Here is a 26,071-nt window from a genome sequence, read left to right as displayed (position 1 = left end):
CCACCGCCTGTGGACAACACCCGGGCGACAAGGGCCGCGCAATGCGACATATAGGTCATATTTACGCCTAGTCTGACATTGCGCTGCCCTCAGCGGTTGCGCTTTCTGTCTCCATGGTCTTAGGGAAGGACGGCCACCCACGTGCCTGCAGACCTCGCCGTCATCGGACTCGGTCACCTCGGCCTGCCCCTCGCCCAAGCCGCCGTCGCCGCCGGTATCCAGACCGTCGGCTACGACACCGACCCCCGGGCCTTCGCGGAGCTCTCCGCGGGCCGCACCCCCGTCGAAGGATCGCTCACCGCGTCCGACATCCGCCGGATGCTCTCCGGAGGATTCCGCCCCACCACCGACCAGGCCGAGCTGGGCCGGGTCCGTACCGCCGTCATCTGCGCGCCCACTCCCCTGGGCCCGGACCGCACCCTCGACCTCACCGGCGTGGGTGACGCGGCCCGCGCCCTGGCGGCCCGGCTGCGCCCGCACACCACCGTGCTGCTGGAATCGGCCGTCCCGCCCGGCACCACCGAGAACTTCCTGCTCCCCCTCCTCGAAGAGGGCTCGGGACTGCGCGGCGGACGCGACTTCCACCTCGCCCACTCCCCCAGCCGGCTCGACCCGGGCAACCGCACCCACGGCTACGCCAGCACCCCCAAGGTCATCGGCGGCCTCACCCCCGCCTGCACCGAATCGGCCGCCGCCTTCTACAGCCGGCTCACCGACAAGGTCGTCCGCGCCCGCGGCCCGCGCGAGGCGGAGATGACGAAGGTCCTGGAGACCAACTTCCGGCACGTCAACATCGCCCTGGTCAACGAGATGGCCGTGCTCTGCCACGACCTCGGCGTCGACCTCTGGGACGTCATCCGGTGCGCCGAGACCAAACCCTTCGGCTTCCAGCCCTTCCGCCCCGGCCCCGGCGTCGGCGGCCACGGCGCCCCGGTCGACCCGGGCTACCTCCCGTACAACACCCGCACCCCCGGGCACCCGTTGCGGATGGTCTCGCTCGCCCAGGAGATCAACGACCGGATGCCGCAGTACGTGATCCAGCGCTGCGCCACCCTCCTCAACGAGCACGGCAAGTCCGTGCGCGGCGCCCGGATCCTGCTCCTCGGCGTCACCTACAAGCCGGACCTCGCCGACCAGGAGGCGTCCCCCGCCCGCGAGATCGCCACCCGGCTGATGGACATGGGCGCCCAGATCGGCTACCACGATCCGCACGTCCTGGACTGGCGCGTACGCGAACTCCCGGTGCCCCGTGCCGACTCGCTGTACGAAGCGGCCTCCAGCGCCGATCTGACAGTGCTGCTCCAGCACCACCGCACGTACGACCTCCAGGGACTCGCGGTGAAGGCGCAACTCCTCCTCGACACCCGTGGCGCGACCCCGGCCGGGGCCGCGCACCGGCTCTGATCGCAGTTCCCCCAAGGATTCCGGTGGGTCGATGTCCGAACCGACTGCTAGCCTGCGGCGTCACTCATCGCACACTCGTGCGTCATCGTCCCAGGGGGAACCCACCATGAGCACGCCCGTACCACCGCCGAACCAGCCGCAGCCGCCGTACGGCGCCCAGCCCCAGGACGGCAACCCGTACGCCGCGCAGCCCGGCCAGCCGCAGCCCGGCGCCCCGACCGGCAACCCGTTCGCGGGCCAGCAGCCGGTCGGCGCCCCGTTCGGCGGCGGCGCACCGTTCGCGCCGGTGGCGCCCGCGCGGGACAACATCGGTCTCGGCATCCTCGCCGCCGTGGTCGCCGCTGTGGTCGCCGCAGCCATCTACGGCGCGATCATCGGTGCGACCAAGCACGAGATCGGCTATGCGGCCGTGGGTGTCGGCTTCGTCGTCGGCTTCGCCGCGGGCAAGGTGGGCGGCCGCAACCCGGTCCTGCCGGTCCTGAGCGCCGTCCTCTCGCTGGTCGCCGTCTACTTCGGGCAGCTGCTCGGTGAGGCGATCATCGGCTCCAAGGAACTGCCCGTCACGGTCTCCGAGCTGTTCTTCGACCACTTCAGCCTGCTGAACGAGGCGTGGAAGGCCGACTCGGACTTCATCACGTACCTCTTCTTCGTCATCGCGGCCGTGGCCGCGTTCTCCGGTACGAAGAAGGCCGCGGACTAGTCCCGGGCTCCCCCTGTATGACGGAGGGCCCGTACCGCGAAGCGCGGTACGGGCCCTCCCGTCATGTCCCGAGGACTCAGCGCCGGTGCTGCGAGTCCGCCACCGTGACCTCGACGCGCTGGAACTCCTTGAGGTCGCTGTACCCCGTCGTCGCCATCGCCCGGCGCAGCGCGCCGAAGATGTTCATCGAGCCGTCGGGGGTGTGCGAGGGTCCGGTGAGGACCTCCTCCGTCGTGCCGACGGAGCCCAGGTCGACCAGCTTGCCGCGCGGCACGTCCTCGTGGACGGCCTCCATGCCCCAGTGCCGGCCGCGGCCCGGCGCGTCCGTCGCACGGGCGAGCGGGGAGCCCATCATCACGGCGTCCGCACCGCAGGCGACGGCCTTGGGGATGTCACCGGACCAGCCGACGCCGCCGTCCGCGATCACGTGCACGTACCGGCCGCCGGACTCGTCCATGTAGTCGCGGCGGGCCCCGGCCACATCGGCGACCGCGGTCGCCATCGGGACCTGGATGCCGAAGACGTTGCGGGTGGTGTGCGCGGCGCCGCCGCCGAAGCCGACCAGGACACCGGCCGCGCCCGTGCGCATCAGGTGGAGGGCCGCGGTGTACGTGGCACAGCCGCCGACGATCACCGGGACGTCCAGCTCGTAGATGAACTGCTTCAGGTTGAGCGGCTCGGCCGCGCCCGAGACGTGCTCGGCGGAGACCGTCGTACCGCGGATGACGAAGATGTCCACGCCCGCGTCGACGACGGCCTTGGAGAACTGGGCGGTGCGCTGCGGGGAGAGCGCGGCGGCGGTGACGACGCCCGCGTCGCGCACCTCCTTGATGCGCCGGCCGATCAGCTCCTCCTGGATGGGGGCGGAGTAGATCTCCTGGAGCCGGCGGGTCGCGGACTCGACGGGCATCTCCGCGATCTCGTCGAGGAGCGGCTGCGGGTCGGCGTGCCGGGTCCACAGGCCTTCCAGGTTGAGCACCCCGAGGCCGCCGAGCTCACCGATGCGGATGGCGTGCTGCGGGGAGACGACGGAGTCCATGGGAGCGGCCAGGAACGGCAGCTCGAAGCGGTAGGCGTCGATCTGCCAGGCGATCGAGACCTCCTTCGGGTCGCGGGTCCGGCGGCTCGGGACGACGGCGATGTCGTCGAATGCGTACGCCCGGCGGCCGCGCTTGCCGCGCCCGATCTCGATCTCAGTCACGATGGTGTGGCCTTTCCCTCTACGTCTGCGCTGTCCAGTATCCCCGACACACAGGTGAGGGGCGGCCCGGAGTCCCCGGTCCGCCCCTCACCTGCGCTGTCGTGTTACTTCCTGCTGTAGTTCGGTGCTTCGACCGTCATCTGGATGTCGTGCGGGTGGCTCTCCTTGAGCCCCGCCGAGGTGATCCGGACGAAGCGGCCCTTGCTCTCCATCTCGTCGACCGAGGCCGCGCCCACGTAGCCCATCGTCTGGCGGAGACCGCCGACGAGCTGGTGCAGCACGTTGGCCAGCGGGCCGCGGTAGGGCACCTGGCCCTCGATGCCCTCGGGGACGAGCTTGTCGTCGGAGGCCACCTCGGCCTGGAAGTAGCGGTCCTTCGAGTACGAGCGGCCCTGCCCACGGGACTGCATCGCGCCCAGGGAGCCCATGCCGCGGTACGACTTGAACTGCTTGCCGTTGATGAACTGGAGCTCGCCCGGCGACTCCTCGCAGCCCGCGAGGAGGGAGCCCAGCATCACGCTGTCGGCACCGGCGGCGAGCGCCTTGCCGATGTCGCCGGAGTACTGGAGGCCGCCGTCACCGATGACCGGGACGCCCGCCGCACGGGCGGCCAGCGCGGCCTCGTAGATCGCGGTGACCTGCGGGACGCCGATGCCGGCGACCACACGCGTCGTACAGATCGAACCGGGTCCGACGCCCACCTTGACGCCGTCCACGCCGGCGTCGATCAGGGCCTGGGCGCCGTCGCGGGTCGCGACGTTGCCGCCGATGACGTCCACGTTGACGGCCGACTTGATCTTCGCCATCCAGTTGAGGGCGTTGCTGTTGTGGCCGTGCGAGGTGTCGACGATCAGGAAGTCCACCCCGGCGCCGGCCAGCGCCTGGGCGCGGTCCAGCGCCTCCGGGCTGGCGCCGACGGCCGCGCCGACGAGCAGGCGGCCCTCGGCGTCCTTGGCCGCCGTCGGGTACTGCTCGGCCTTCTTGAAGTCCTTGACCGTGATGAGGCCCTTGAGGATGCCCGCCTCGTCGACCAGCGGAAGCTTCTCGATCTTGTGGCGGCGCAGCAGCTCCATGGCGTCCACGCCGGAGATGCCGACCCGGCCGGTGACCAGGGGCATCGGCGTCATGACCTCGCGGACCTGGCGCGAGCGGTCCGACTCGAAGGCCATGTCGCGGTTGGTGACGATGCCGAGCAGCTTGCCCGCCGGATCGGTGACCGGGACGCCGCTGATGCGGAACTTGGCGCAGAGCGCGTCCGCGTCGCCGAGCGTGGCGTCCGGGCTGACCGTGATCGGGTCGGTGACCATGCCGGACTCGGACCGCTTCACCAGGTCGACCTGGTTGACCTGGTCCTCGATCGACAGATTGCGGTGCAGTACGCCGACGCCGCCCTGACGGGCCATGGCGATGGCCATGCGCGCCTCGGTCACCTTGTCCATCGCGGCGGAGAGCAGCGGGATGTTCACGCGTACGTTCCGCGAGATGAGCGTCGAGGTGTCGACCGCGTTGGGCAGCACCTCTGATGCGCCCGGCAGCAGCAGCACGTCGTCGTATGTCAGCCCGAGCGTCGCGAATTTCTCGGGCACTCCGTCGACGTTTGCAGTCATGACACCTTCCCCAAATGGCCTTGATCGGTGCGGATGTCCATGCTAACGGCCTCCGGAGGCGTCTCATTCCACGAGCAAGATCACCCGGGGGTTCTGTAGCTTTCTACGGGCCCGGGCACGGCCCACGGCGGCTCGCCCGCCGGGCCGGCCGCCGCGGTCTCACTGTTCCGCGAGGGCGCGCAGCCGGCTGAGCGCACGGTGCTGGGCGACCCGGACGGCGCCCGGTGACATGCCGAGCATCTGTCCGGTCTCCTCGGCGGTGAGCCCGACGGCGACCCGCAGGACCAGCAGCTCGCGCTGGTTGTCCGGAAGGTTGGCGAGCAGCTTCTTCGCCCAGGCGGCATCGCTGCTGAGCAGCGCCCGTTCCTCGGGCCCCAGCGAATCGTCGGGCCGCTCCGGCATCTCGTCGGAGGGCACCGCGGTCGATCCCGGGTGCCGCATCGCGGCCCGCTGGAGGTCGGCCACCTTGTGGCCGGCGATGGCGAACACGAAGGCTTCGAAGGGTCTGCCGGTGTCCTTGTAGCGCGGCAGCGCCATCAGCACCGCGACGCAGACCTCCTGCGCCAGGTCCTCCACGAAGTGACGGGCATCACCGGGCAGCCGGTTCAGCCGGGATCTGCAGTAGCGCAGGGCGAGGGGGTGGACATGGGCCAGCAGGTCGTGCGTGGCCTGCGCGTCGCCCTCGACGGCGCGATGCACCAGGGCGCCGATCGCCGTCGTTCCGTCCTCGCGCATCGGACCATGGTGCCCCGGCGCCGCATCATCCGCGGCACCGCGTCCGTAGTTGTGCACTGAAGCGTTATGAGCGGGTGCGCCGGAAGTCATGTCCTGCGCCCTCCCCTTCCGCTCGACCGAATCGTTCCCGAGGAACTCCACGTATCAAGGATGCGTCATCGGCCGGGAAGCGTCACATACCGCGGGGCGACGGGCCGCACGGCCGGGGTACGAGCGGTCGCGTCCGGGGACTCGGGCCGGCTCCGCACCCCTGGGACGCGCCGCCGGACCGCCGTCCGCGGAGCGGTGCCCGGCCCGGGGTCGCCCCGTCCGCCCGCGAGCGGACGGGGAGTGGATCGGCCGGCCGGTCCCGGCCGGCCGACGGAGTCCGTCGGGTCATCCCGGACCGGGGTGGGCCCGAGGACACCCGGCAGCCGCTCAGCGGACCAGGCCCCAGCGGAAGCCGAGCGCCACCGCGTGCGCGCGGTCGGAGGCGCCGAGCTTCTTGAAGAGGCGCCTGGCGTGCGTCTTCACCGTGTCCTCCGAGAGGAACAGCTCACGGCCGATCTCCGCGTTGGAGCGGCCGTGGCTCATCCCTTCGAGCACCTGGATCTCGCGTGCCGTGAGCGTGGGCGCCGCACCCATCTCCGCCGACCGCAGCCGGCGCGGGGCGAGCCGCCACGTCGGGTCGGCCAGGGCCTGGGTGACGGTCGCCCGGAGCTCGGCCCGGGAGGCGTCCTTGTGCAGATAGCCGCGGGCCCCGGCGGCGACCGCCAGAGCGACCCCGTCCAGGTCCTCGGCGACGGTCAGCATGATGATCCGCGCCCCGGGATCGGCGGAGAGCAGCCGGCGGACGGTCTCCACACCGCCCAGACCGGGCATGCGTACGTCCATCAGAATCAGATCCGAACGGTCGGCGCCCCAGCGGCGGAGGACTTCCTCCCCGTTGGCCGCCGTCGTCACACGCTCGACGCCGGGCACGGTCGCGACCGCGCGGCGGAGCGCTTCTCGGGCAAGCGGGGAATCGTCGCAGACGAGAACGGATGTCATGACCGCCCTCCGAAGCTGATGCGCGTCACCTTGAGCCTCCAGGCTGTTACCAGTCGTCACCTGTGCGGTTGACGCTCTCGGACATCTGCCCGATCGCCTTCTCTGCCAACCGCCTCCGCACTCTCAACGATGGTCACTCGAAAGAGTTACGGGTCGGACAACCGAGTTCGGCACTCTACGTGAGGGGCCGTACACGGAGGAGAACGCCACGGGGTGGTCCAGCCGTCAACCGAACCTTCCGGCGAACTTATGCACCATTTAGCGGGATTTCTTCCCTTTTGCTGGTGTCTGTGGCTAGATTCGCAATCAGTCATATTTACATCTACTACGACCGTAGATGTACGGTCAGGGGCACGGCACGACGGACGACCACGACGTTTCCGACTCAGCACGGTTTCGAGGGGACAAGCAATGGCAGATTTCTCCCGCCTTCCCGGACCCAACGCCGATCTGTGGGACTGGCAGCTGCTGGCGGCCTGCCGCGGGGTCGACAGCTCACTGTTCTTCCACCCCGAGGGGGAACGCGGAGCCGCCCGGAGCGCCCGCGAGACCTCCGCGAAAGAGGTCTGCATGCGCTGCCCGGTACGCGCCGAGTGCGCCGCGCACGCGCTGGCGGTACGCGAGCCCTACGGGGTGTGGGGAGGGCTGACCGAGGACGAGCGCGAGGAGCTCATGGGCCGCGCACGCAACCGGCTGATCAGCGCGGCCGCGCCCTCGTCCCCGCCCGGGCACGGCTGACCCCACCGCGGCGGAGCACAACAGAAACGTTTCTTCACCAAGCCCGGCCCGCACCGGGGCACGCGCCGGGGCCGGCGGGACCGCGCCCGGCCGCTCAGCGCGCGGCCGCCAGCGACAGCTGGTCCAGCGTGGCCGCCACCGCCGGGACGTGCGCCAGGTCGGGCAGGGTCAGCGCGACGATCTCGCGCTCGATGGCGGGTTCCACCGAGACGGTCCTGGCCCCCCTCGGGCGTACCGACTCGATCGCCAGCGCCGGGAGGACGGCCACCCCGAGCCCCGCGCCGACCAGGCCGATCACCGCGGGGTAGTCGTCGGTGGCGAAGTCGATCCGGGGCGTGAAGCCGGACGCCTCGCAGACCTCCACCAGCTGCCGGCGGCAGCGCGGACAGCCGGCGATCCACGGCTCCCCGGCGAGTTCGCCGATGCCCACCTCGTCCCGGTCCGCGAGCCCGTGCCCCTCGGGAACCAGGCCGATCAGCCGGTCGGTGAGCAGCGGCCGCACCACCAGGTCGTCCCACTCGGCGCCCTGCGTGCCGTACCGGAAGGCCAGCGCGATGTCGCAGTCGCCGTCGCGGAGCATCTCGACCGAGCGGGGCGGCTCCGCCTCGACCAGGGAGACCCGGGTACCGGGGTGAGCGGCCCGGAGCGCGGCCAGGGCGCCCGGCACGAGGGTGGAGCTGCCGCTGGGGAACGAGACCAGCCGGACCCGGCCGGCCCGCAGCCCGGCGATCGCGGCGACCTCCTCCTCCGCGGCGGTGAGCCCGGCGAGGATGCCCGACGCGTGGCGTACGAGCGCCTCGCCGGCCTGGGTCAGCCGCATCTCGCGTCCGGTGCGGATGAGCAGGGGGGTGCCCGCCGAGGACTCCAGCGCCTTCATCTGCTGGCTCACGGCGGGCTGGGTGCAGCCCAGCTCGCGGGCGGCGGCCGAGAAGGAGCCGGTGCCGGCCACGGCGCGCAGGACTCGGAGATGACGGGCTTCGATCACCCCTCGAATATAAGGGACTCTTGGACCCCTCGCGCATTATTGCCGCGCACCTTTGGGTCGGTTGTCGCTACCGTGCGGGCATGACTGCGATGACTGTGCTGACCGTGAACGCCGGCCGCCCGGCACCCGTGTCCTACACCGACTCCCCGGGCGGTCTGACCGGGATCGACAAGCACCCCGTCGAGGGCCTCATAGCGGTCGGCGACCCGGGCCCGGAGGGCGAGGGCGGCAGCGGGGTGGCCGGGGACGCGGTCTGCGACCTGCGCCACCACGGCGGCTCGCACCAGGCCGTGTACGCCTTCGCCCGTGAGGAGCTCGACGCGTGGGAGCGGGAGCTGGGGCGCCCGCTGGCCAACGGCTCGTTCGGCGAGAACCTGACCACGAGCGGGGTGACGGTCAGCGGTGCGCTCATCGGTGAGCGCTGGCGGATCGGCGCCGAGCTGGTCCTGGAGGTCACCTCCGGCCGGATTCCGTGCCGTACGTTCGCGGGCCACCTCGGCCAGGACCGCTGGGTCAGGCGGTTCACGCAGGCGGCGGCCCCCGGGGCGTATCTGCGGGTGATCACGCCGGGCGGCATCCGGGGCGGCGATCGGGTCGAGATCGTGCACCGGCCGGTCCACGGGGTGACCGTGGACCTGCAGTTCCGGGCCGTGACGACCCAGCGGGAGCTGCTGCCGCGGCTGCTGGCGGCCGGCGAGGCACTGCACCCCCTGGCCCTGCGGAAGGCGCGCGAGTACGTGGCGCGCCAGGGGGCGGACGGCGAGCGCCGGTCGGGTCGTCCGGAGGCGCACGCGGGGCACTAACGTGCCGCGTATGACGACTGCACTGATTACGGGCGCGACCGCGGGCATCGGGGCCGCCTTCGCGCGGCGGCTCGCGGCTGACGGGCACAACCTGGTGCTGGTGGCCCGCGACACCCACCGGCTGCGCGAACAGGCCACCGAACTGCACGACCGGCATGGCATCGAGGCCGAGGTGCTGACCGCGGACCTGTCCCTGGACGAGGGGATCGCCGCCGTCGAGGCCCGGCTTGCGGACCGCAGGCAGGCGGTCGATCTGCTGGTGAACAACGCCGGGTTCGGCAACAAGGGCCAGTTCCTCGACGTGTCCATGGCCGACGAGCTGACGATGCTGAAGGTGCACTGCGAGGCGGTTCTGCGGCTGACCTCGGCGGCCGCGGCCGGCATGAGGGAGCGCGGCAGGGGCGGCGTCGTGAACGTGGCCTCGGTGGCCGCGTTCGTGCCGCGCGGTACGTACGGGGCGTCCAAGGCGTGGGTCGTGCAGTTCACCCAGGGCGTCGCGAAGGACCTGGCCGGTTCGGGGGTGCGCATGATGGCGCTCTGCCCGGGCTTCGTACGGACCGAGTTCCATCAGCGGGCGGGGATGGGCACCGGCAGCATCCCCGGCTGGATGTGGCTCGACGCCGACAAGCTGGTGGCCGCCGCCCTGGCGGACCTGGCACGCGGCAAGCAGGTCTCGGTGCCGGACGCGCGGTACAAGGCGCTGATGGGTCTGGTGAAGGTGACGCCGCGCGGCCTGCTCGGAGGGGTGACCTCCAAGACAGGCCGCAAGTACGGGCCCCGGTGAGCGGTGGGTTACCCCACGCCGCGGCCCGCGTAGGCGCCGATGTTGGGGACGCCGGGCTTCAGCCGGTTGCCGAAGTAGTCCTTGCCGCCGTTGTCCTCGATGACGGCTCCGGCGGCGAGGGCGGGCGAGCCCGCGCCGAGCCGGAAGTCGTCGCGGAGCCTCGGGTCGGCCGTGATGCCGCCGGGGTTCGGGCGCGTCATGTCGATGCCGTAGAAGGCGTTGTGCGCGAAGGAGAGCCCGGGGGTGGGGTTCTTGAAGGCGTAGCCGCCGGTGCCTCCGCTCACGAAGACGTTGTTGCGGATCGACAGTTCGTGCTGGGTGGTGGCGGGGCTGCCGGCGTCGTCCTGGACGAGGTACCCGGGGATCTGCTCCGTGTTGCGGAAGGTGTTGTGGTAGATCTCGGTGCCGAGGATCGGGCCCCAGCAGTTCTGGATCAGACGGGCGCCGTCGTTGCTGCTGACGTTGTAGCGGGCGACCGTGCCGAGGGTCTTCGCACCGCTGTAGGGGCAGATCAGCAGGAAGCCGCCCTTGTTGTCGTGGCTGTGGTTGTACTGGAAGACGGTGTTCCGCGAGGCGCCGTCCGCGTCGAAGGACATGCCGTCGTGGGTGTTGCCGCCGCCCGAGACCTCGTTGTACTCGACGGTCGTGTCGTCGGTGTTGAAGGTCCAGATGCCCGCGTTGGCGGAGGGCGAGCGGAGCTGGAAGCCGTCGATCCGGTTGTGGTCGACGCGGGCGCCGCTCGTGGTGTCGAGCTTCATGCCGTCGCCCGCCAGGGACTTCAGGGTGTTGTGGTGGACGCGGACGCCGGTGCTGGGGGTCCACTCCCCCGGGTAGGCGTTCGGGTCCTGCTGCTGGCCGACCAGATCACGCTTGGAGAAGGTCGACTTGAAGTAGACGCCTTCACGGTCGACGTCCTCGATGCGGTTGTGGCCGATGTCCAGACCGTCGTACCAGCTGGCCTTCGCCGTGCCCTGGACCGCGATGTGGATGGCGCTGGAGCCGGACACGGTCTTGTGGTCGCCGCCGCGTACGTCGTGGATGTAGAGGCCGCGGATGTCGAAGCCGCGGGCGACGCCGTAGTCGGTCAGGCGCAGGCGGACGCCGTTGCGCTCGCTGCCGGGGTGGTCGGCGTTGGTGATCTCCAGGTTCCTGAGGTGCACGTACTGGGTGTTGGAGAGCAGAACGGTGTCGTGGGCGCCGGCGCCGTCCAGGCGGGCGCGGGCCGGCGCGTTGCCGTAGTCGGCGATGGTGAACGGTGCGCGGGCGGAGCCGGCGCCCGTGGGGGCGAGGCCGCCGGTGCAGGTGGCGCCGCGTTTGAAGAGGAGCCGGTCGCCCGGCCCGTAGGGGTGTGCGTTGGCTTCGGCCAGGGTCGTCCAGGGATGCCGCCTGCTTCCGGTCGCCCCTTCAGGAGCAGCGCCGCAGTCGACGTGGAAGGTCCGGCCGGCGGGTGCCGCCTGGGCGGGGCCCGGGCCCGCGAGGGTCAGACCGGCGGCGGCGGTCAGGGCCGCGAGCGCGGCGGCGGTGGCGCGATGTCTCACAATTCCTCCGTACGAACAGTCAGGTTCGGGGCGGCCGGGACCGGCCGGGTCGGCGTCGCCGGGAATCCTGGACTCGGATTGATCGAACGTCAATGGATTACGTTTGAATGATCGAAACTCCCATCGTTCGATCACGCTGGACTAGGGTCGGACATCGGCTCCGGCGCCCCGGCCGGGGGCCGGGCCACACACTGCGAGGGGACTGCCGCCGTGCGCGAAAGTGCTGCTGAACGCCATGACCGCCTGCTCGGGCTGGTACGGGACCGGGGCTCCGCCCGGGTGTCGGACCTCGCCTCGCAGCTGGGCGTCTCGCCCGTCACGGTGCGCCGGGACGTCGAGGACCTGGCCGGCCGCGGCCTGCTCGACCGGGTCCACGGGTCGGTGTCCTGGCCCCAGGACTCCGCCCCCGCCACCGGTCCCGCCGGCGCGGGCAACGGCCTGGTCCTCGGCATGCTCGCGCCCTCCGCGACCTACTACTTCGCCGAGGTCATCCGGGGCGCCCACGAAGCCGCCGCCCGGGCGGGCGCCCGGCTGATCCTCCGGATCTCGGACTACCGCCCGCAGGAGGACCACGCCCGCACCGAGGGGCTGCTGGCCGCGGGCGCCGAGGGCTTGCTGGTCGCGCCCGGCTGGCAGCATCCGGGCGACCCCTCCGCGTTCGGCGACTGGATCGGCTCGCTGCCCGTTCCGACCGTCCTGCTCGAGCGCAGGCCCGCCGCCGGGTCGTCCCTCGACGGCCTGGACCGCGTCTGCTCGGACCACGCGCACGGGGTGCTGCTGGCCGTGCGGCACCTGGTGGGCCTCGGGCACGGAGCACCGCTGCTGATGGCCCGGGCGGACTCCCCGACGGCGCTGGCGGTGCGCTCGGGATACGCGGACGCGCTGACCGTGCTCGGACTGCGCGCCCCGCAGGAGGTGATCGATTCGGTACCGGCCGAACTCGCCCCGGACGCCTTCGAGGAGGCCGTGCGGGCACTGCGCGAGGCGGTCCACTCCGGGGTGGCGACCGCGGCCCTGATCCACAACGACGTGGACGCGATCCAGGTGGTGCAGCGTCTGGCGGAGCTGGGCGTGCGGGTACCGGAGGACCTCGCGCTGATCGCGTACGACGACGAGGTGGCGGCGCTCGCGGACACCCCGCTCACCGCCGTGGCCCCGCCCAAGCGGGAGGTGGGCCGCCATGCGACCGAGCTGCTGGTGGAGCGGCTGGGCCAAGGCTCCGGGGCCCCCCGGCGGCATCTGACCCTGCTCCCCCAGCTGCGGGTCAGGGACTCCTGCGGAGGGCCCCTCCCGTAGAGCGCTCCGGCACCCTCCGGCGCACCTTCCGTACGCAACTCTTCTGATCTTTTTTCGATCAATCGCTCTTTCGCTCTTGACTTCGGTCACGGCTGGTCCAAGGATCACGGCCATCGCCATGTCGCCGCCTGTTCAGGAGCCCTCGCCGTGAGCCGCAGTTGGAGCAGAACGTCCCTCGCCGTAGTCGGCGCCGCCACCGCCCTCGCCGTTCTCACGGCCTGTGGCGGCAGCGGAGACGACGATGCCGCCGCCGGAAGTGACGGCAAGCCCGTCAGCATCACCTTCTGGGGCTGGGCCAAGGGATCGAAGGAAGTCGTCGACGCGTTCAACGCCTCGCACACGAACATCAAGGTGGTGTACGAGGAGATCCCGTCCGGCAACGCGGGCGGCTACGCCAAGATCTCCAACGCCGTGAAGGCGGGCAACGCCCCCGACCTCGTCTCCATCGAGTACCCGCAGCTCCCCGAGTACGTCAGCCAGGGTGCGCTCCAGGACATCGGTCCGTACTTCACCGAGGACGTCAGGAAGAAGCTGCTGCCCCAGGCGGTGGAGCTGACTACCCTCGGCGAAAAGAACTGGGCCGTCCCCTTCGACGCCTCGCCGCAGTCGTTCTACTACCGCAAGGACCTCTTCGCGAAGTACGGCGTCGAGGTCCCCAAGACCTGGGCCGAGTTCCGCGAGGCGGCCGAGAAGGTCAAGAAGGCCGACGGCAAGGCCCGGATCGGCACGTTCTTCCCCGACGACCCGACCACCTTCCAGGCGATGGCCTGGCAGGCGGGCGCCCAGTGGTACAAGCCCGAGGGCGACACCTGGAAGGTGAACACCACCGACGCGGGCACCGCCAAGGTCGCCGACTACTGGCAGGGCCTGCTCGACGACGACCTGATCCGCGCCAACGCCTCCTTCAGCCCCGAATGGACCAACTCCCTCAAGAACGGCGGCACCATCGGCTACCTCGGCGCGGCCTGGGGCGCCGGCGTCCTCAAGGGCACCCTGCCCGAGCAGAGCGGCAAGTGGGCCGTCGCCCCGATGCCCAGCTGGGACGGCAAGCCGGCCAGCGGGATGCTCGGCGGCTCCACCTTCGCGGTGACGAAGACCAGCAAGAAGGCGAAGGCCGCGGTCGAGTTCGCCACCTGGATGTCGACCACCGAGGAAGGCATCAAGGCCCGCATCGAGTCCGGCACGTCCAGCGCCTTCCCTGCCGCGGCGTCCCTGCGGCCGGTCGCGAAGAAGGCCTTCGACGCGGACTTCTACGGCGGCGAGGACATCTACCGGGTGTTCGAGGACGCGGCGACGTCCATCGGCCCGAACTGGACCTGGGGCCCGACGACCGGCACCACGAACACCACCATGAAGGACCAGTTCGGCAAGGTCGCGAGCGGTGGCACCACCGTCGAGGACGCCGTGCGGGCCGGGCATGACGCCACCGTCGCCGAGCTGAAGAAGCGCGGCCTGAAGGTCGAGGACGCAGGCTGATGAAGCGCGCCCGGACCACCAGAGCCGCCGCCGTCCTGCTGGGGCCCTTCTTCGTACTGTTCACGCTGGCGATGGTGCTGCCGATCGGCTACGCGGTCTGGCTCAGCCTGTTCACCGAGAAGCAGTCCGGCCTGGGCTTCGGCGGCACCGAGACCGTCTTCAGCGGACTCGACAACTACACGGCGGCCCTGGGCGACCGGGCGTTCCGCGAGGGCTTCGGCGTACTCCTCGGGTACTGCCTCTTCTACATCCCGCTGCTCCTCGCCGGAGCCCTCGCCCTCGCCCTGCTGCTGGACTCCACACTGGCCCGCGCCCGCCGGTTCTTCCAGCTCGCGCTGTTCCTGCCGCACGCGGTGCCCGGCATCATCGCCGCGCTGATCTGGGTGTACCTCTACACGCCGCAGCTCAGCCCGGTGGTCGACGCGATGGAGTCCGGCGGCATCGGCTTCGACTTCTTCTCCCCCGGAGGCGCCCTGCCCTCGGTCGTCAACATCGCGCTGTGGGAATGGCTCGGCTACAACATGGTGATCTTCTATGCCGCGTTGCAGGCCATCGACCGCTCCGTGCTCGAAGCCGCCACGGTCGACGGGGCGGGGGCCTGGCGCATCGCGATCGGCATCAAGGTCCCGCTGATCCGCGCCTCCGTCGTGATGGTCGCCCTGTTCACCGTCATCGGCTCGCTCCAGCTGTTCACCGAGCCGCTGATCCTCAACAAGGGGACCGGCTCCGCCGTCACCTCCACCTGGACGCCGAACATGTACGCGTACACCGCGGCCTTCGAACGCAACGACTACGGCCTCGCCGCGGCCGCCTCCCTCCTGCTGGCGCTCACGGCAGCGCTGCTGTCCTTCGTCGTCACCCGTCTCACCGGCCGGAAGGGCAAGAAAGCATGAGTTCCCCCGCCTCCCGCGGCCGCTGGATGTCGAAGACCGCCGTCAACGGCTTCCTGCTGCTCGCCGTCGTCTACATGCTCTTCCCGCTGGTGTGGCTGGTCACCGCCGCCACGAAGGACACCGGCGGTCTCCTCGCCGGCAACGCGTTCTCCTTCGACGGCTTCAACCTCGGCGAGAACCTCTCGAACCTGGCCTCCTACGGCGACGGCATCTACTTCCGCTGGTACCTCAACAGCCTTCTGTACGCGGGCGGCGGGGCGGTCGTCTGCTCGCTGATCTGCGTCGCGGCGGGATACGCCTTCGACAAGTACGCGTTCCGGGGCAAGGACCAGCTGTTCGGCCTGGTGCTGATGGGGGTGCTCGTGCCCACCACCGCGCTCGCCCTGCCGATGTACCTGCTGGCGTCCGAGGTCGGCCTGGTGAACACCTACTGGGCGGTGCTGATCCCGGTGCTCGTCAACCCGTTCGGCGTGTATCTCGCCCGGGTGTTCAGCTCCGGCTACATACCGGACGAGGCGCTGGAGGCAGCCCGTATCGACGGGGCGGGCGAGCTGCGGATCTTCTGGTCCGTCGGACTGCCCATGGTCATGCCGGGGTTCGTGACGGTCTTCCTCTTCCAGTTCACCGCGATCTGGAACAACTTCTTCCTCCCCCTCGTGATGCTCTCGGACCGCGAGCTCTTCCCCCTGAGCCTCGGCCTGTACGCGTGGAACACCAACACCCATGGCGAGCCCGGCTTCTACCCGCTCGTCGTCACCGGCTCGCTCCTCGCCGTCATCCCGCTGATCGTCGCCTTCGTCTCCCTGCAGCGGCACTGGAAGGCGGGACTGACCGCCGGAAGCGTCAAGTGACCGTCCATGCGAGCCCCGAGGAGTACGAGTCCCACCATGCCGCACGCCACTGACAACCGGCCCCGCGCCCTGCTCGCGATGGGCCCCGGCATCGCCGGGCGCCTCCTCGCCGAACGGCACCACACCCGGCTGGCCGGTCTCACCCGGACGGACACGCGTCTCGTCGCCCACGACCTGGCCGATCCGACCCCCGAGGTGGCGGCCGCGCTCGCCGAGGCCGAGGTGCTGTTCACCTGCTGGGGCGCCACGCCCCTCACCGCTCCGGTCCTGGCAGCCGCCCCCCGGCTGCGGGCGGTGGTGCACGCCGCCGGGTCCGTGAAGCACCACATCACCGACGCCTGCTGGGAGCGGGGCATCGCCGTCACCTCGGCGGCCGGGGCCAACGCGCTGCCGGTCGCCGAGTTCACCCTCGCGGCGATCCTCTTCGCCGGCAAGCGCGTCCTGCTCTCCGCGGACCGCTACCGGACCCTGCGCGCGGGCCACGACTGGCTCGCGGAGCTGCACGGCGCCGGCAACTACCGCCGCACGGTGGGGATCGTCGGCGCCTCCCGCATCGGCCGGCGGGTGATCGAGCTGCTGCGCCCCTTCGACCTGGACGTCCTGCTGTACGACCCGTACGTCGGCGCGGAGGAGGCGGCCGGGCTGGGTGTCCGGCTCACCACGCTCGACGACCTGTGCGCGAGCAGCTCCGTCGTCTCGGTGCACGCCCCGCAGCTGCCCGAGACGCACCACCTCATCGGCGCCGCCCAGTTGGCGGCGATGCCGGCGGGCGCGACGCTGGTCAACACCGCGCGCGGCTCGCTGGTCGACGAGGAGGCGCTGCTGCCGGAGGTGACGAGCGGGCGGCTGCACGCGGTCCTGGACGTGACGGACCCCGACCTGCCTCCGGCGTCCTCACCGCTGTACGACCTGCCGAACGTCCTGCTGACCCCGCACATCGCCGGCTCGCTGGGCGACGAGCTGCACCGGATGGCGGACCACGCGCTGGACGAGCTGGAACGCTTCGCGTCCGGGCGGCCGTTCGCGGACCCGGTCCACGGGGGCGCGCTGTCGCGCTCGGCATAGCGCACGCGTTGCCCGCTCCGCCCGGCTGGCCCGGACGGCCCGGCCGGCTTCAACCCGTCCGGCTGGCCTTCAGCCCGTCCGGCTGGCCCGGCTCGCCTTCAACCCGTCCGGACGGCCGGGCTCGCCCCGCTGGCCTTCAGCCGATATGGCCACACCGGCCACTCAAGCCTCTCCGGCGATTGAGGAGCGGGGTCCGGGGCGGAGCCCCGGGGGCGCTGCCCCCGCACCCCCGCTCCTCAATCGCCGGAGGGGCTTGATGTGGCCGAGCCCCCCATCGCCGGCGAGACCGAAGGGGGCCGGCGAGGCCGAAGGGGGCCGGCGAGGCCGAAGGGGGCCGGGAGCCCGAAGGGGGCCGGGAGCCCGAAGGCGACCGGCCAGCCCGAAGGCGGCAGCCAGCCCGACGGCGTCCCGCCAACCCGAAAGCGGCCGGCGAGGCCGTACGCGGTCGGCGAGCCTCCACGCCGCCTCAACGCCGGGCAGGGGGCGCGGCTCCCTCCGCGCACGCGAAAGGCCCGGTGCCCCTTGCGGGGTACCGGGCCTCACCGCTTACGCGGGGCAGCTACACGCTAGTGCGAGTGGCCGTGGCCGTGGCCGGCCTCGGCCTCGTCCTCGGCAGGCTTCTCGACGACCAGGGTCTCGGTCGTGAGCAGCAGCGACGCGATGGACGCGGCGTTCTCCAGGGCGGAGCGGGTGACCTTGACCGGGTCGATGACGCCGGCCTTCACCAGGTCGCCGTACTCGCCGGTCGCGGCGTTGAAGCCCTGGCCCTTGTCGAGCTCGGAGACCTTCGAGGTGATGACGTAGCCCTCGAGGCCCGCGTTCTCCGCGATCCAGCGGAGCGGCTCGACGGCGGCGCGGCGCACGACCGCGACACCGGTGGCCTCGTCGCCGGTCTTGCCGAGGTTGCCCTCAAGGACCTTGACGGCGTGGACCAGAGCGGAGCCACCACCGGAGACGATGCCCTCCTCGACCGCGGCGCGGGTCGCGGAGATGGCGTCCTCCAGACGGTGCTTCTTCTCCTTGAGCTCCACCTCGGTGGCGGCGCCGACGCGGATCACGCAGACACCGCCTGCGAGCTTCGCCAGGCGCTCCTGGAGCTTCTCGCGGTCCCAGTCGGAGTCCGTGGACTCGATCTCGGCCTTGATCTGGTTGACGCGGCCGGCGACCTCGTCGGACTTGCCGCCACCGTCGACGATGGTGGTGTCGTCCTTGGAGACGGTCACGCGGCGGGCGGTGCCCAGCACGTCCAGACCGGCCTGGTCGAGCTTGAGGCCGACCTCCTCGGCGATGACGGTCGCACCCGTGAGGGTGGCGATGTCGCCGAGCATGGCCTTGCGGCGGTCACCGAAGCCCGGGGCCTTCACCGCGACGGCGTTGAAGGTGCCACGGATCTTGTTGACGACCAGGGTCGACAGGGCCTCGCCCTCGACGTCCTCGGCGATGATCAGCAGCGGCTTGGAGGCACCGGCCTGGATGACCTTCTCCAGGAGCGGCAGCAGCTCCTGGATCGAGCCGATCTTGCCCTGGTGGATCAGGATGTACGGGTCGTCGAGGACGGCCTCCATACGCTCCTGGTCGGTCACCATGTAGGGGGACAGGTAGCCCTTGTCGAAGGCCATGCCCTCGGTGAAGTCGAGGTCCAGACCGAAGGTGTTGGACTCCTCGACGGTGATGACACCGTCCTTGCCGACCTTGTCCATCGCGTCCGCGATGAGCTCGCCGACCTGGGCGTCCTGCGCGGAGAGCGCGGCCACGGCGGCGATGTCGGACTTGTCGTCGATCGGGCGGGCGGTCGCGAGGAGCTCCTCGGACACGGCCTTGACCGCGGCGTCGATGCCCTTCTTGAGGGCGGCCGGGGACGCGCCCGCGGCCACGTTGCGCAGGCCCTCGCGGACGAGCGCCTGGGCTAGCACGGTGGCGGTGGTCGTACCGTCACCGGCTACGTCGTTGGTCTTGGTCGCGACCTCCTTCACCAGCTGGGCACCGAGGTTCTCGTACGGGTCGTCCAGCTCGACCTCGCGCGCGATGGTGACACCGTCGTTGGTGATGGTGGGCGCACCGAACTTCTTGTCGATGACGACGTTGCGGCCCTTCGGACCGATCGTCACCTTCACCGTGTCGGCAAGCTTGTTGACGCCGCGCTCGAGGGCGCGACGGGCGTCCTCGTCGAACTTCAGGATCTTCGCCATGGAGCTGAACTGTCCTCTCAAAAACAAGAACTGCGCCCCTGCCGCCCGGCTAGTTATCTCGCAGGGGGCCAGGGGCGCAGAACAGAAGCAAACGTTAAGTGAATTACTTCTCGATGATCGCGAGCACGTCGCGAGCCGAGAGGACGAGGTACTCCTCGCCGTTGTACTTCACCTCGGTGCCGCCGTACTTGCTGTACAGCACGACATCGCCGGTCTTGACGTCGAGCGGCAGGCGCTCGCCGTTCTCGAAGCGGCCCGGGCCCACGGCCAGGACGACGCCCTCCTGGGGCTTCTCCTTGGCAGTGTCCGGAATGACCAGGCCGGAGGCCGTGGTCTGCTCGGCGTCGAGCGGCTGGACCACAATACGGTCCTCGAGCGGCTTGATCGCAACCTTGGTGCTGGTCGACACGATCCGGTCTCCCCCTTCGGAGATCTCACGGGGTTATCAGTCTTTGGGGTGGCGACCAGGTGGGCCCGTCGTCGCGGGTGCCGGACCTGCCGGTCGCACAGAACTGCTGGCACTCTCCAGTGGGGAGTGCCAGCACTGAGACTATGACCGCGATTAGCACTCGGTCAAGCGGAGTGCCAATTCACGCCCCTCGTGGCGTACGGGCCCCGCTGCTCGTACGGCGGCCACGCCCTGCTTCTCGCACCGCCCGGGCCGGTTCCCGCGCGGCTGCGCCCGTGCAACGGTCCGGTCACCGTAGGGACAACGCCGGGGCCGGGCGCACCGTTCCGTACGACGGTGGCGTCATGCGCATGCGAGTCGGGGGACCCTCCGGGCCGGGCACCGCACGGCGGGGCGCCTCACGGCCGGGCCCGCTCGTGACCGGCTGCCTCGACGTGGTGCTCGGTCTGCTGGCCGTCGCCCTGGAGTCCTTGATCTGTGGCGTCGTTCTGTACGCGCACACGCGCCCGGAGCCGGGCCGGGCCCGGCCGGTGTCCGCGGGCCAGGGCGGGATTCCCGCCGAGATCCCCGGCCCGCGCCCGACCGCGGGGAGCGGACCGTCCGCCATGGACTGGTCCGCCACGCTCACTCTCGCCTCGTTCACCGCGGCGGCCTGCCTGATCGGCGTGGTGCTGCTGCGCCACGGCCTGCCCCTGGCGGGCGTCGTCCAGCTGCTCGCCGCGTGCGTGCTGTGCGTCCTGACGTTCCTGGCGTGGCACAGCGACTACCGCCTCGTGCACCCCGCGTCCGCGGCCCCTCCGCGCGACCGCACCAGCCGCTCCGCGTACCCGCGGACCGGAGAGCGCCCGCCGCAGCCGATGACGACCCTCGCCCCCGGGGCCCCGTGGTCACCGCGCGCCGCCGGCACGCTCGGTGACGGCTTCACCCGCTGAGCCGCCTTCCGGCCCAGGCGCTCGATCGGGTCCACCGACTGCGCGCAGCCGGCGGTCGCGGTCAGGAGCGCACCGGCGGTCAGCAGTCCGGCCAGCAGCCGGTGCGCCCTTGTCATACGTAGTCCTCCAGCCGGGCCACGGCGTACCCCTTGTCCGTGACGACCTTCATGACGTTGCGGATCATGTCGGGCATGCTGCCCTTCCAGTCCTTCTCGCCCCGGAAGTGGGTGAGGATGATGTCGCCGGGGTGCAGGTCCCTGTCCTCCTCCCGCCACTCCATGTGGTCGGGGAACGCCTCGGCCGCCCACAGGGGCACGGCCGTGATGCCGCAGGACTTGGCGATCCGCAGGGTGTCGCCGTTGTAGTTGCCGTACGGCGGCCTGAAGAGCCGGGGGCGCTCGCCGAACTGCTGCTCCATGATGTCCTGCTGGTCGCAGATCTCCCGCTCCTGCTCCTCGTGGGAGAGGCCGGGCATGTAGCGGTGGTTCATCGTGTGGTTGCCGAGGACCGCACCGCGCGCCTGGGCCTCCTTGAAGTACGCGTAGTCGTCACGCACGAGGTAGTCCGTGAGGAAGGCGCTGTACGGGATGTTCAGCTCCGCCATCATCTTCAGCAGCTCGGGGTCCTTGTCGTCCCCGTCGTCCATCGTCAGGAAGACGATCTTCTTGTCGGTGGGGACGGTGGTGAAGACCGGTGGCAGCGAGGCGTCGCCGCCCTCGACCTCGAAGCCTTCGCGGGTGGTGAGGCGCGGCTTCACGGCGGGTGGCGCCGGCGGAGTCAGCGGGGTGCTCGCCAGACCCCACTTCCTGGCGGCGACGGCCCGTGCGGCCTGGGCGAGGCGCGCCTTCCGGGCCTGCGCCGCGACCGAACCCGCCGCTCCCGCCGGGGGGCCGCCCGGCTGCCCCGCCCTGGCCGCGGCCACGCGGCCGGGATCGGGGTCGGACGCGGTGCGAGCACCGGTCCCGGCCGCGCAGCCCGAGCCGGCCGCGGCGACCAGGAGCGCGGCGAGGACCGCGTACGCCGGCCGGCACCGCAGCCGGCTCCGGCCGTGCCCCGCGGGGCCCCGCACACCTGACACCCCACCCGGTCTGCGCCTCTTCATGGCAGATTCTTCCTTTTGTCGTACCAGCTGCATGGCGCCGCATCCTGCCAGCCCGGAGCCGGGCCGCCGGGCCGACACCACGCCCGCCCCGCACACTCCCCCGGCTGGCGCACAGGCGACTGGCCCACAATGGGGCGGGTGAACGCTCTCGACCCGACCGGCCCGTCCGACGCCCCCGACCCCCTCGCCGCCTTCCTGGCCCTGCGCACCCCCGAGGGCACAGAGCTGCTGGCCGCGCTGCGGTCGTACGACCCCGCCACCGAACTGGCCACCGCCACCCGGCTCCGCCGCACCCACCCGGCCGCCCTCGTCTCCGCCGCGCTGGGGCAGGCGCGGCTGCGGCAGCGGGCGGCGGCGAAGTTCGGCGCCGAGGACGCGCACCGGATGTTCTTCACGCCGAACGGGGTCGAGCAGGCGACCCGCACCTCGGTGGCCGGCTACCGCGCACGGCGGTTCGCGGACGCCGGGGTGCGCAGCGTCGCCGACCTCTGCTGCGGGATCGGCGGCGACGCGATCGCCCTGGCCCGGGCGGGGATCTCCGTCCTGGCCGTGGACCGCGACCCGCTGACCGCCGAGGTGGCCCGCGCCAACGCCGCCGCGCTCGGCCTGGACGCGCTGATCGAGGTGCGGTGCGCCGACGTGACGCAGATCGACACCTCGCCGTACGACGCGGTCTTCGTCGACCCGGCCCGCCGGGGCGGACGGGGCCGGATCTTCGACCCGGAGGCGTACTCCCCGCCCCTGTCCTGGGCGACCGCGGCCGCGCTGAGGGCGCCCCGGGCCGCGCTGAAGATCGCCCCGGGCATCCCGCACGAGGCGATCGGGCCGCAGGCGGAGGCCGAGTGGATCTCGGACGGCGGCGACGTGAAGGAGGCGGTGCTCTGGTTCGGCGAGGGCTTCCAGGCCGGCTCCTACCGCGCCACCCTGCTCCCGTCCGGCGCCACCCTGTCCGCTCCGGCCGCGCTGCCCGCCCCGCCGGTCGGGCCGGTGGGGCGGTATCTGTACGAGCCGGACGGCGCGGTGATCCGGGCGCACCTGGTCGCCGGGATCGTGGAACGGTGCCACGGCCGGCTGTTCGACGAGATGATCGCCTACGTCACGAGCGACGAGCTGTACGACTCCCCGTACACCGCCGGCTACGAGATCACCGATCAGCTCCCGTTCAACATGAAGCGGCTGAAGGCGCTGCTGCGGGAGCGCAAGGTGGGCGTCCTCACGGTGAAGAAGCGCGGCTCGGCGGTCGAACCGGAGGAACTGCGCCGGAAGATGAAGCTTCAGGGACCGAACGCGGCCACGGTCTTCCTGACCCGGGTCGCGGACGCGCCGACGATGCTGATCGGCCGCCCCGTGACCGGCCCGGAGGCCGGTCTCCGGTGACCGCTGCCGGGCTCAGGCGAGGTCGGTCAGATCCTCCGCGTACACCTGCGAGAGCGGCTGCGGGCCCACGTACTGCTGGCAGTTGCACTGCCCGGACTCGAAGCGCACCGGCTTCCTCTGCTCGTCCCACGCGGTCGGCACCTCGACCCGCTCGTGACACCTGCCCTGCTTGTCGTGCTTGGCGAGGTGGTGCGTACAGCCGCAGACCGGTTCCGGCGGCCGGTGAGCGGCCTCCACCGCCAGCCGCTCCTGGCGGCCCGCCTCCAGCAGTTCCAGCTTGCGGGTGTGCCGATTGCGCAGCGCCGTACGGACGTTGTCGGCCACCCAGCCGAAGCCGCCCGTCCAGAAGATGATGAGCACCCACCAGTACCACGCCATGAATACCGCCCTCCCCCGGAGCCGTCCGTGCCCCGCGCAGGATAGCGCCGGTATCAGCGCCGGGCACGGCCCGGCGCGGAGATCAGCGGTTCGGGGGCGGCCACGCCGAGCAGTGTCCGCAGGACCCAACGCCGGTGCCAGAAGGCCTTGGTGATGCCGATGAGGCCGATGAGCCAGGCGATGAATCCGAGGCCCATGATCAGGGCCGTCAACCCGTAGCCGTCATCGCCCCCGACGGCGCCCGCCGGCACCGCGAAGCAGGCGTACAGCCCGAAGGCGCACAGCGCGAAGGAGCCGAGGAGCCAGACCAGACTCACGCCGGGCAGCCGGTACGCGGCATCGTTCGCCGGGTCGCGGTCCAACGCCCCCCACTGCGTGAGGAGTCGGCGCACCCGCTGGTCCCGGCGCAGGCCGATGACGGTGAGGATGACGGCGGGCACCAGGCAACTGGCGCCCAGAGCAAGGATGATGACGCCGAAGAAGGCGCTGAAGACGTCGTACGACTCTTCGAAAGTGACGAACGCGGCGCCGATCAGCGCCCAGCCGAGCGCACCGACCGCCCCCCACGTCCACAGCAGTCCGAACCGGCCGGGACCGATGTGCATCCTCACCAGCGCGCCCAGGATGTGGGCCCGGTCGGCGAGCAGCGCTCCCCGGTCGGGCCAGGTGCGTATCTCCACGGGCGGCGGGGGCGGCGGCAGCGCCGGTCGGTTGGCCATGGGCCAGACCTTAGACCGCCCGTTTCAGGCGTTGCGCAGGGCCTCGATGTCGAGGCGCTTCATCCCGAGCATCGCCTTCATGGCGCGGGCCGCCTTGTCCGGGTCCGGGTCGGTCAGGGCCTCGCCGAGACCCGGCGGGATGATCTGCCAGGAGACGCCGAACCTGTCCTTGAGCCAGCCGCACTGGCTCTCCTGTCCGCCGTCCGCGGTGAGCTTGTCCCACAGCCGGTCCGCCTCCTCCTGCGAGGCGCAGTCGACGGAGAGGGAAACGGCCTCACTGAAGGGGAACTCGGGGCCGCCGTCGAAGGCGATGTACTCGGTGCCGTCCAGCTGGAAGCGGACCGTCATCACCGCTCCCTCCTCACCCGGCGACGCCGCCGTCCAGCGGGTCACGTCGAGGATGCGGGAGTCACCGCCGATGACGGACACGTAGTGGTTCGCCGCCTCCTCGGCCTGGTTTTTGTCGAACCACAGGAACGTGGTGACCTTCTGCATGGTCTTCTCCTCACGCGGTGGTGCTGAATGCCGTGCAAGGTAGACCGGTCGCGGGCCCGGAACTCATCGGCCCGCCCGGCCCAGGAGCAGCGCCCGTTCCCGTTCGTTGCGGGTGAGCTCCGCCGCGCGTACGAACTCGGCGCGCGCCTCGTCCGTACGCCCCATCCGCTCCAGGAGATCCCCGCGGACGCTCGGCAGCAAGTGGTAGCCCTTGAGCGCCGGGTCGGCGGCGAGGGCGTCGACCAGGGCGAGACCGGCGGCCGGGCCCTCGGCCATGGACACGGCGACGGCGCGGTTGAGCTCGACGACCGGTGACGGGGTGAGGACGGCCAGGCGGTCGTAGAGGGCGGTGATGGCGGCCCAGTCGGTGTCCTCGAAGCGCGCCGTCCGGGCGTGACAGGCGGCGATGGCGGCCTGGAGGGCGTACGGCCCCAGGGGCTGCCCCGCCTTCGCGGCCGTGTCACCCGCCCGGAGCAGGGCCGCCAGGCCGCGGCGGATCAGCAGCCGGTCCCACCGGGCCCGGTTCTGGTCGGCGAGCAGCACCGCGGCCCCGTCCGGCCCGGTCCTGGCCGCGGTGCGCGAGGCCTGGAGTTCCAGGAGGGCGGCCAGTCCGTGCACCTCGGGTTCGTCCGGCATCAGCCCGGCCAGCACCCGGGCCAGGCGCAGCGCGTCCTCGCAGAGGCCCGGGCGGAGCCAGTCGTCGCCGGCGGTGGCGGCGTAGCCCTCGTTGAAGATCAGGTAGATGACGTCGAGCACCGATCGCAGCCGGGCGGCGCGCTCGGGGCCGTAGGGCACCTCGAAGGGGACGCCGGCCCGCCCGAGCGCCCTCTTGGCCCGCACGATCCGCTGGGCCACGGCCGGCTCGGTGGTGAGGAAGGCGCGGGCGATCTCCTCGGTGGTGAGGCCGCCCAGCAGCCGAAGGGTGAGGGCGATCCGGGCGTCGGTGGAGAGCACCGGGTGGCAGGCGGTGAAGATCAGCCGCAGCAGGTCGTCGTCGATGGCGTCGGGGTCCACGGCGCCGGGGCCGGGTTCAGCGGAGACGCCGTCCAGGTCGCGGCCCATCTCGGCCAGCTTGCGGGCGTACGTCTCCCGGCGGCGTACGAGATCGATGGCGCGGTGCTTGGCCGTGGCCATGAGCCAGGCTCCCGGGTTGTCCGGGACGCCCGACTCCGGCCACTGCTCCATCGCGGCGACCAGGGCGTCCTGCGCGAGCTCCTCGGCGATGCCCACGTCCCGGACGATCCGGGCGACACCGGCGATGATCCGCGCGGACTCGATCCTGAACACCGTCTCGATCGCGCTCGCTGCCGTCACGGCCACCCATCAGAGCAGCCGCACCGGGCCCGGGCAAGCGCGACCCGGCGT

25 protein-coding genes and 1 pseudogene are annotated in these 26,071 nt (G+C 71.5%); 12 read left to right on the top strand and 14 right to left on the bottom strand.

What is annotated here, in order from left to right; translation table 11 throughout:
* Positions 1 to 141 precede the first annotated feature (141 nt).
* Together E6R60_RS18010 and E6R60_RS18005 are read left to right on the top strand one after the other, a co-directional pair.
* On the top strand, positions 142 to 1,404 hold the full coding sequence (locus tag E6R60_RS18010; RefSeq protein ID WP_136327596.1) for a nucleotide sugar dehydrogenase: 1,263 nt from the start codon (positions 142 to 144) through the stop codon (positions 1,402 to 1,404).
* A gap of 106 nt (positions 1,405 to 1,510) precedes the next feature.
* Positions 1,511 to 2,104 carry a hypothetical protein gene (locus tag E6R60_RS18005; protein ID WP_136327595.1) on the top strand — a complete coding sequence of 198 codons (594 nt, stop codon included), beginning with the start codon at positions 1,511 to 1,513 and terminating at the stop codon, positions 2,102 to 2,104.
* A 76-nt stretch (positions 2,105 to 2,180) separates the two neighbouring features.
* Here E6R60_RS18005 and E6R60_RS18000 read toward each other — a convergent pair whose 3' ends face one another.
* From E6R60_RS18000 to E6R60_RS17985, 4 genes are all read right to left on the bottom strand, one after another.
* On the bottom strand, positions 2,181 to 3,305 hold the full coding sequence (locus E6R60_RS18000; RefSeq protein WP_136327594.1) for a GuaB3 family IMP dehydrogenase-related protein: 1,125 nt from the start codon (positions 3,303 to 3,305) through the stop codon (positions 2,181 to 2,183).
* A 104-nt stretch (positions 3,306 to 3,409) separates the two neighbouring features.
* On the bottom strand, positions 3,410 to 4,912 hold the full coding sequence (gene guaB / locus E6R60_RS17995) for an IMP dehydrogenase (protein ID WP_136327593.1): 1,503 nt from the start codon (positions 4,910 to 4,912) through the stop codon (positions 3,410 to 3,412).
* Positions 4,913 to 5,071: 159 nt separating this feature from the next.
* Entirely contained in the window at positions 5,072 to 5,647 is a 576-nt protein-coding gene (locus E6R60_RS17990) for a sigma-70 family RNA polymerase sigma factor (protein WP_136327592.1), read from the bottom strand.
* A gap of 417 nt (positions 5,648 to 6,064) precedes the next feature.
* Positions 6,065 to 6,676: a response regulator transcription factor gene (locus E6R60_RS17985; RefSeq protein ID WP_003948568.1), complete on the bottom strand. Its 612-nt coding sequence runs from the start codon at positions 6,674 to 6,676 to the stop codon at positions 6,065 to 6,067.
* A 411-nt stretch (positions 6,677 to 7,087) separates the two neighbouring features.
* Between E6R60_RS17985 and E6R60_RS17980 the strand changes: the two genes are divergently transcribed.
* Entirely contained in the window at positions 7,088 to 7,414 is a 327-nt protein-coding gene (locus E6R60_RS17980) for a WhiB family transcriptional regulator (RefSeq protein ID WP_018550557.1), read from the top strand.
* A gap of 94 nt (positions 7,415 to 7,508) precedes the next feature.
* On the opposite strand, the gene E6R60_RS17975 is transcribed toward E6R60_RS17980, so the two are convergent.
* The gene (locus tag E6R60_RS17975; RefSeq protein WP_136327591.1) at positions 7,509 to 8,399 is read right to left on the bottom strand and encodes a LysR family transcriptional regulator; all 891 of its coding nucleotides are present in this window, start codon (positions 8,397 to 8,399) and stop codon (positions 7,509 to 7,511) included.
* Positions 8,400 to 8,488: 89 nt separating this feature from the next.
* Between E6R60_RS17975 and E6R60_RS17970 the strand changes: the two genes are divergently transcribed.
* Positions 8,489 to 9,202: an MOSC domain-containing protein gene (locus E6R60_RS17970; protein WP_136327748.1), complete on the top strand. Its 714-nt coding sequence runs from the start codon at positions 8,489 to 8,491 to the stop codon at positions 9,200 to 9,202.
* Between the two features lie 10 nt (positions 9,203 to 9,212).
* Positions 9,213 to 9,986, top strand: a complete 774-nt coding sequence (locus tag E6R60_RS17965) for an SDR family oxidoreductase (RefSeq protein ID WP_136327590.1) — start codon at positions 9,213 to 9,215, stop codon at positions 9,984 to 9,986.
* Positions 9,987 to 9,994: 8 nt separating this feature from the next.
* On the opposite strand, the gene E6R60_RS17960 is transcribed toward E6R60_RS17965, so the two are convergent.
* On the bottom strand, positions 9,995 to 11,524 hold the full coding sequence (locus E6R60_RS17960) for a right-handed parallel beta-helix repeat-containing protein (protein WP_168713634.1): 1,530 nt from the start codon (positions 11,522 to 11,524) through the stop codon (positions 9,995 to 9,997).
* Positions 11,525 to 11,734: 210 nt separating this feature from the next.
* On the opposite strand from E6R60_RS17960, the gene E6R60_RS17955 reads away from it, so the two are divergent.
* From E6R60_RS17955 to E6R60_RS17935, 5 genes are all read left to right on the top strand, one after another.
* Positions 11,735 to 12,820, top strand: a complete 1,086-nt coding sequence (locus E6R60_RS17955) for a substrate-binding domain-containing protein (protein WP_136327588.1) — start codon at positions 11,735 to 11,737, stop codon at positions 12,818 to 12,820.
* Positions 12,821 to 12,967: 147 nt separating this feature from the next.
* On the top strand, positions 12,968 to 14,296 hold the full coding sequence (locus E6R60_RS17950; RefSeq protein ID WP_136327587.1) for a sugar ABC transporter substrate-binding protein: 1,329 nt from the start codon (positions 12,968 to 12,970) through the stop codon (positions 14,294 to 14,296).
* On the top strand, positions 14,296 to 15,189 hold the full coding sequence (locus E6R60_RS17945) for a sugar ABC transporter permease (protein WP_136327586.1): 894 nt from the start codon (positions 14,296 to 14,298) through the stop codon (positions 15,187 to 15,189). The genes E6R60_RS17950 and E6R60_RS17945 overlap by 1 nt, the downstream gene beginning before the upstream one ends.
* Positions 15,186 to 16,040 (top strand): carbohydrate ABC transporter permease, encoded by an 855-nt coding sequence (locus E6R60_RS17940; RefSeq protein WP_136327585.1) that lies wholly within the window; start codon positions 15,186 to 15,188, stop codon positions 16,038 to 16,040. The genes E6R60_RS17945 and E6R60_RS17940 overlap by 4 nt, the downstream gene beginning before the upstream one ends.
* Before the next feature lie 36 nt (positions 16,041 to 16,076).
* Positions 16,077 to 17,105: a hydroxyacid dehydrogenase gene (locus E6R60_RS17935; RefSeq protein ID WP_136327584.1), complete on the top strand. Its 1,029-nt coding sequence runs from the start codon at positions 16,077 to 16,079 to the stop codon at positions 17,103 to 17,105.
* A 566-nt stretch (positions 17,106 to 17,671) separates the two neighbouring features.
* Here E6R60_RS17935 and groL read toward each other — a convergent pair.
* Positions 17,672 to 19,294 (bottom strand): chaperonin GroEL, encoded by a 1,623-nt coding sequence (gene groL / locus E6R60_RS17930; RefSeq protein ID WP_136327583.1) that lies wholly within the window; start codon positions 19,292 to 19,294, stop codon positions 17,672 to 17,674.
* A 103-nt stretch (positions 19,295 to 19,397) separates the two neighbouring features.
* Positions 19,398 to 19,706, bottom strand: a complete 309-nt coding sequence (groES, locus tag E6R60_RS17925) for a co-chaperone GroES (protein ID WP_024490209.1) — start codon at positions 19,704 to 19,706, stop codon at positions 19,398 to 19,400.
* Between the two features lie 341 nt (positions 19,707 to 20,047).
* Here groES and E6R60_RS17920 point away from each other — a divergent pair, with 341 nt between their 5' ends.
* Positions 20,048 to 20,635: a hypothetical protein gene (locus tag E6R60_RS17920; RefSeq protein WP_240802619.1), complete on the top strand. Its 588-nt coding sequence runs from the start codon at positions 20,048 to 20,050 to the stop codon at positions 20,633 to 20,635.
* On the opposite strand, the pseudogene E6R60_RS37475 reads toward E6R60_RS17920, so the two are convergent.
* Together E6R60_RS37475 and E6R60_RS17910 are read right to left on the bottom strand one after the other, a co-directional pair.
* Positions 20,626 to 20,751, bottom strand: a pseudogene (locus tag E6R60_RS37475) (polysaccharide deacetylase family protein); the annotation flags it as partial. The gene E6R60_RS17920 and the pseudogene E6R60_RS37475 sit on opposite strands and share 10 nt — an antisense overlap.
* Positions 20,748 to 21,770 (bottom strand): polysaccharide deacetylase family protein, encoded by a 1,023-nt coding sequence (locus tag E6R60_RS17910; RefSeq protein ID WP_136327582.1) that lies wholly within the window; start codon positions 21,768 to 21,770, stop codon positions 20,748 to 20,750. The pseudogene E6R60_RS37475 and the gene E6R60_RS17910, both read right to left, overlap by 4 nt.
* A gap of 96 nt (positions 21,771 to 21,866) precedes the next feature.
* On the opposite strand from E6R60_RS17910, the gene E6R60_RS17905 reads away from it, so the two are divergent.
* A complete protein-coding gene (locus tag E6R60_RS17905; RefSeq protein ID WP_136327581.1) occupies positions 21,867 to 23,114 on the top strand; it encodes a methyltransferase domain-containing protein in 1,248 nt (415 codons plus the stop codon).
* A gap of 12 nt (positions 23,115 to 23,126) precedes the next feature.
* Here E6R60_RS17905 and E6R60_RS17900 read toward each other — a convergent pair whose 3' ends face one another.
* The 4 genes from E6R60_RS17900 to E6R60_RS17885 form a co-directional block, all read right to left on the bottom strand.
* Positions 23,127 to 23,492, bottom strand: a complete 366-nt coding sequence (locus tag E6R60_RS17900) for a hypothetical protein (protein WP_136327580.1) — start codon at positions 23,490 to 23,492, stop codon at positions 23,127 to 23,129.
* Between the two features lie 53 nt (positions 23,493 to 23,545).
* The gene (locus E6R60_RS17895; protein ID WP_136327579.1) at positions 23,546 to 24,211 is read right to left on the bottom strand and encodes a hypothetical protein; all 666 of its coding nucleotides are present in this window, start codon (positions 24,209 to 24,211) and stop codon (positions 23,546 to 23,548) included.
* Between the two features lie 24 nt (positions 24,212 to 24,235).
* Complete coding sequence (locus E6R60_RS17890) at positions 24,236 to 24,706, bottom strand: VOC family protein (RefSeq protein ID WP_136327578.1); 471 nt, start codon at positions 24,704 to 24,706, stop codon at positions 24,236 to 24,238.
* A 63-nt stretch (positions 24,707 to 24,769) separates the two neighbouring features.
* A complete protein-coding gene (locus tag E6R60_RS17885) occupies positions 24,770 to 26,020 on the bottom strand; it encodes an RNA polymerase sigma factor (RefSeq protein WP_136327577.1) in 1,251 nt (416 codons plus the stop codon).
* Positions 26,021 to 26,071 lie beyond the last annotated feature (51 nt).

This window comes from Streptomyces sp. A0642 (assembly GCF_004795105.1).
Lineage (GTDB): Bacteria > Actinomycetota > Actinomycetes > Streptomycetales > Streptomycetaceae > Streptomyces.
The sequence above is the reverse complement of the archived record's forward strand: the minus strand, read 5'-3'. Positions and strand labels throughout refer to the sequence as shown.

What these genes read in the sequence shown, in the direction of transcription:
- E6R60_RS18005 (WP_136327595.1), top strand. Translation starts at nt 1,511, where the DNA reads ATGAGCACGCCCGTACCACCGCCGAACCAGCCGCAGCCGCCGTACGGC.
- guaB (WP_136327593.1), bottom strand. Translation starts at nt 4,912, where the DNA reads ATGACTGCAAACGTCGACGGAGTGCCCGAGAAATTCGCGACGCTCGGG.
- E6R60_RS17990 (WP_136327592.1), bottom strand. Translation starts at nt 5,647, where the DNA reads ATGCGCGAGGACGGAACGACGGCGATCGGCGCCCTGGTGCATCGCGCC.
- E6R60_RS17985 (WP_003948568.1), bottom strand. Translation starts at nt 6,676, where the DNA reads ATGACATCCGTTCTCGTCTGCGACGATTCCCCGCTTGCCCGAGAAGCG.
- E6R60_RS17980 (WP_018550557.1), top strand. Translation starts at nt 7,088, where the DNA reads ATGGCAGATTTCTCCCGCCTTCCCGGACCCAACGCCGATCTGTGGGAC.
- E6R60_RS17970 (WP_136327748.1), top strand. Translation starts at nt 8,489, where the DNA reads ATGACTGTGCTGACCGTGAACGCCGGCCGCCCGGCACCCGTGTCCTAC.
- E6R60_RS17965 (WP_136327590.1), top strand. Translation starts at nt 9,213, where the DNA reads ATGACGACTGCACTGATTACGGGCGCGACCGCGGGCATCGGGGCCGCC.
- E6R60_RS17945 (WP_136327586.1), top strand. Translation starts at nt 14,296, where the DNA reads ATGAAGCGCGCCCGGACCACCAGAGCCGCCGCCGTCCTGCTGGGGCCC.
- E6R60_RS17940 (WP_136327585.1), top strand. Translation starts at nt 15,186, where the DNA reads ATGAGTTCCCCCGCCTCCCGCGGCCGCTGGATGTCGAAGACCGCCGTC.
- E6R60_RS17935 (WP_136327584.1), top strand. Translation starts at nt 16,077, where the DNA reads ATGCCGCACGCCACTGACAACCGGCCCCGCGCCCTGCTCGCGATGGGC.
- groL (WP_136327583.1), bottom strand. Translation starts at nt 19,294, where the DNA reads ATGGCGAAGATCCTGAAGTTCGACGAGGACGCCCGTCGCGCCCTCGAG.
- E6R60_RS17920 (WP_240802619.1), top strand. Translation starts at nt 20,048, where the DNA reads ATGCGCATGCGAGTCGGGGGACCCTCCGGGCCGGGCACCGCACGGCGG.
- E6R60_RS17910 (WP_136327582.1), bottom strand. Translation starts at nt 21,770, where the DNA reads ATGCAGCTGGTACGACAAAAGGAAGAATCTGCCATGAAGAGGCGCAGA.
- E6R60_RS17905 (WP_136327581.1), top strand. Translation starts at nt 21,867, where the DNA reads ATGGGGCGGGTGAACGCTCTCGACCCGACCGGCCCGTCCGACGCCCCC.
- E6R60_RS17900 (WP_136327580.1), bottom strand. Translation starts at nt 23,492, where the DNA reads ATGGCGTGGTACTGGTGGGTGCTCATCATCTTCTGGACGGGCGGCTTC.
- E6R60_RS17895 (WP_136327579.1), bottom strand. Translation starts at nt 24,211, where the DNA reads ATGGCCAACCGACCGGCGCTGCCGCCGCCCCCGCCGCCCGTGGAGATA.
- E6R60_RS17890 (WP_136327578.1), bottom strand. Translation starts at nt 24,706, where the DNA reads ATGCAGAAGGTCACCACGTTCCTGTGGTTCGACAAAAACCAGGCCGAG.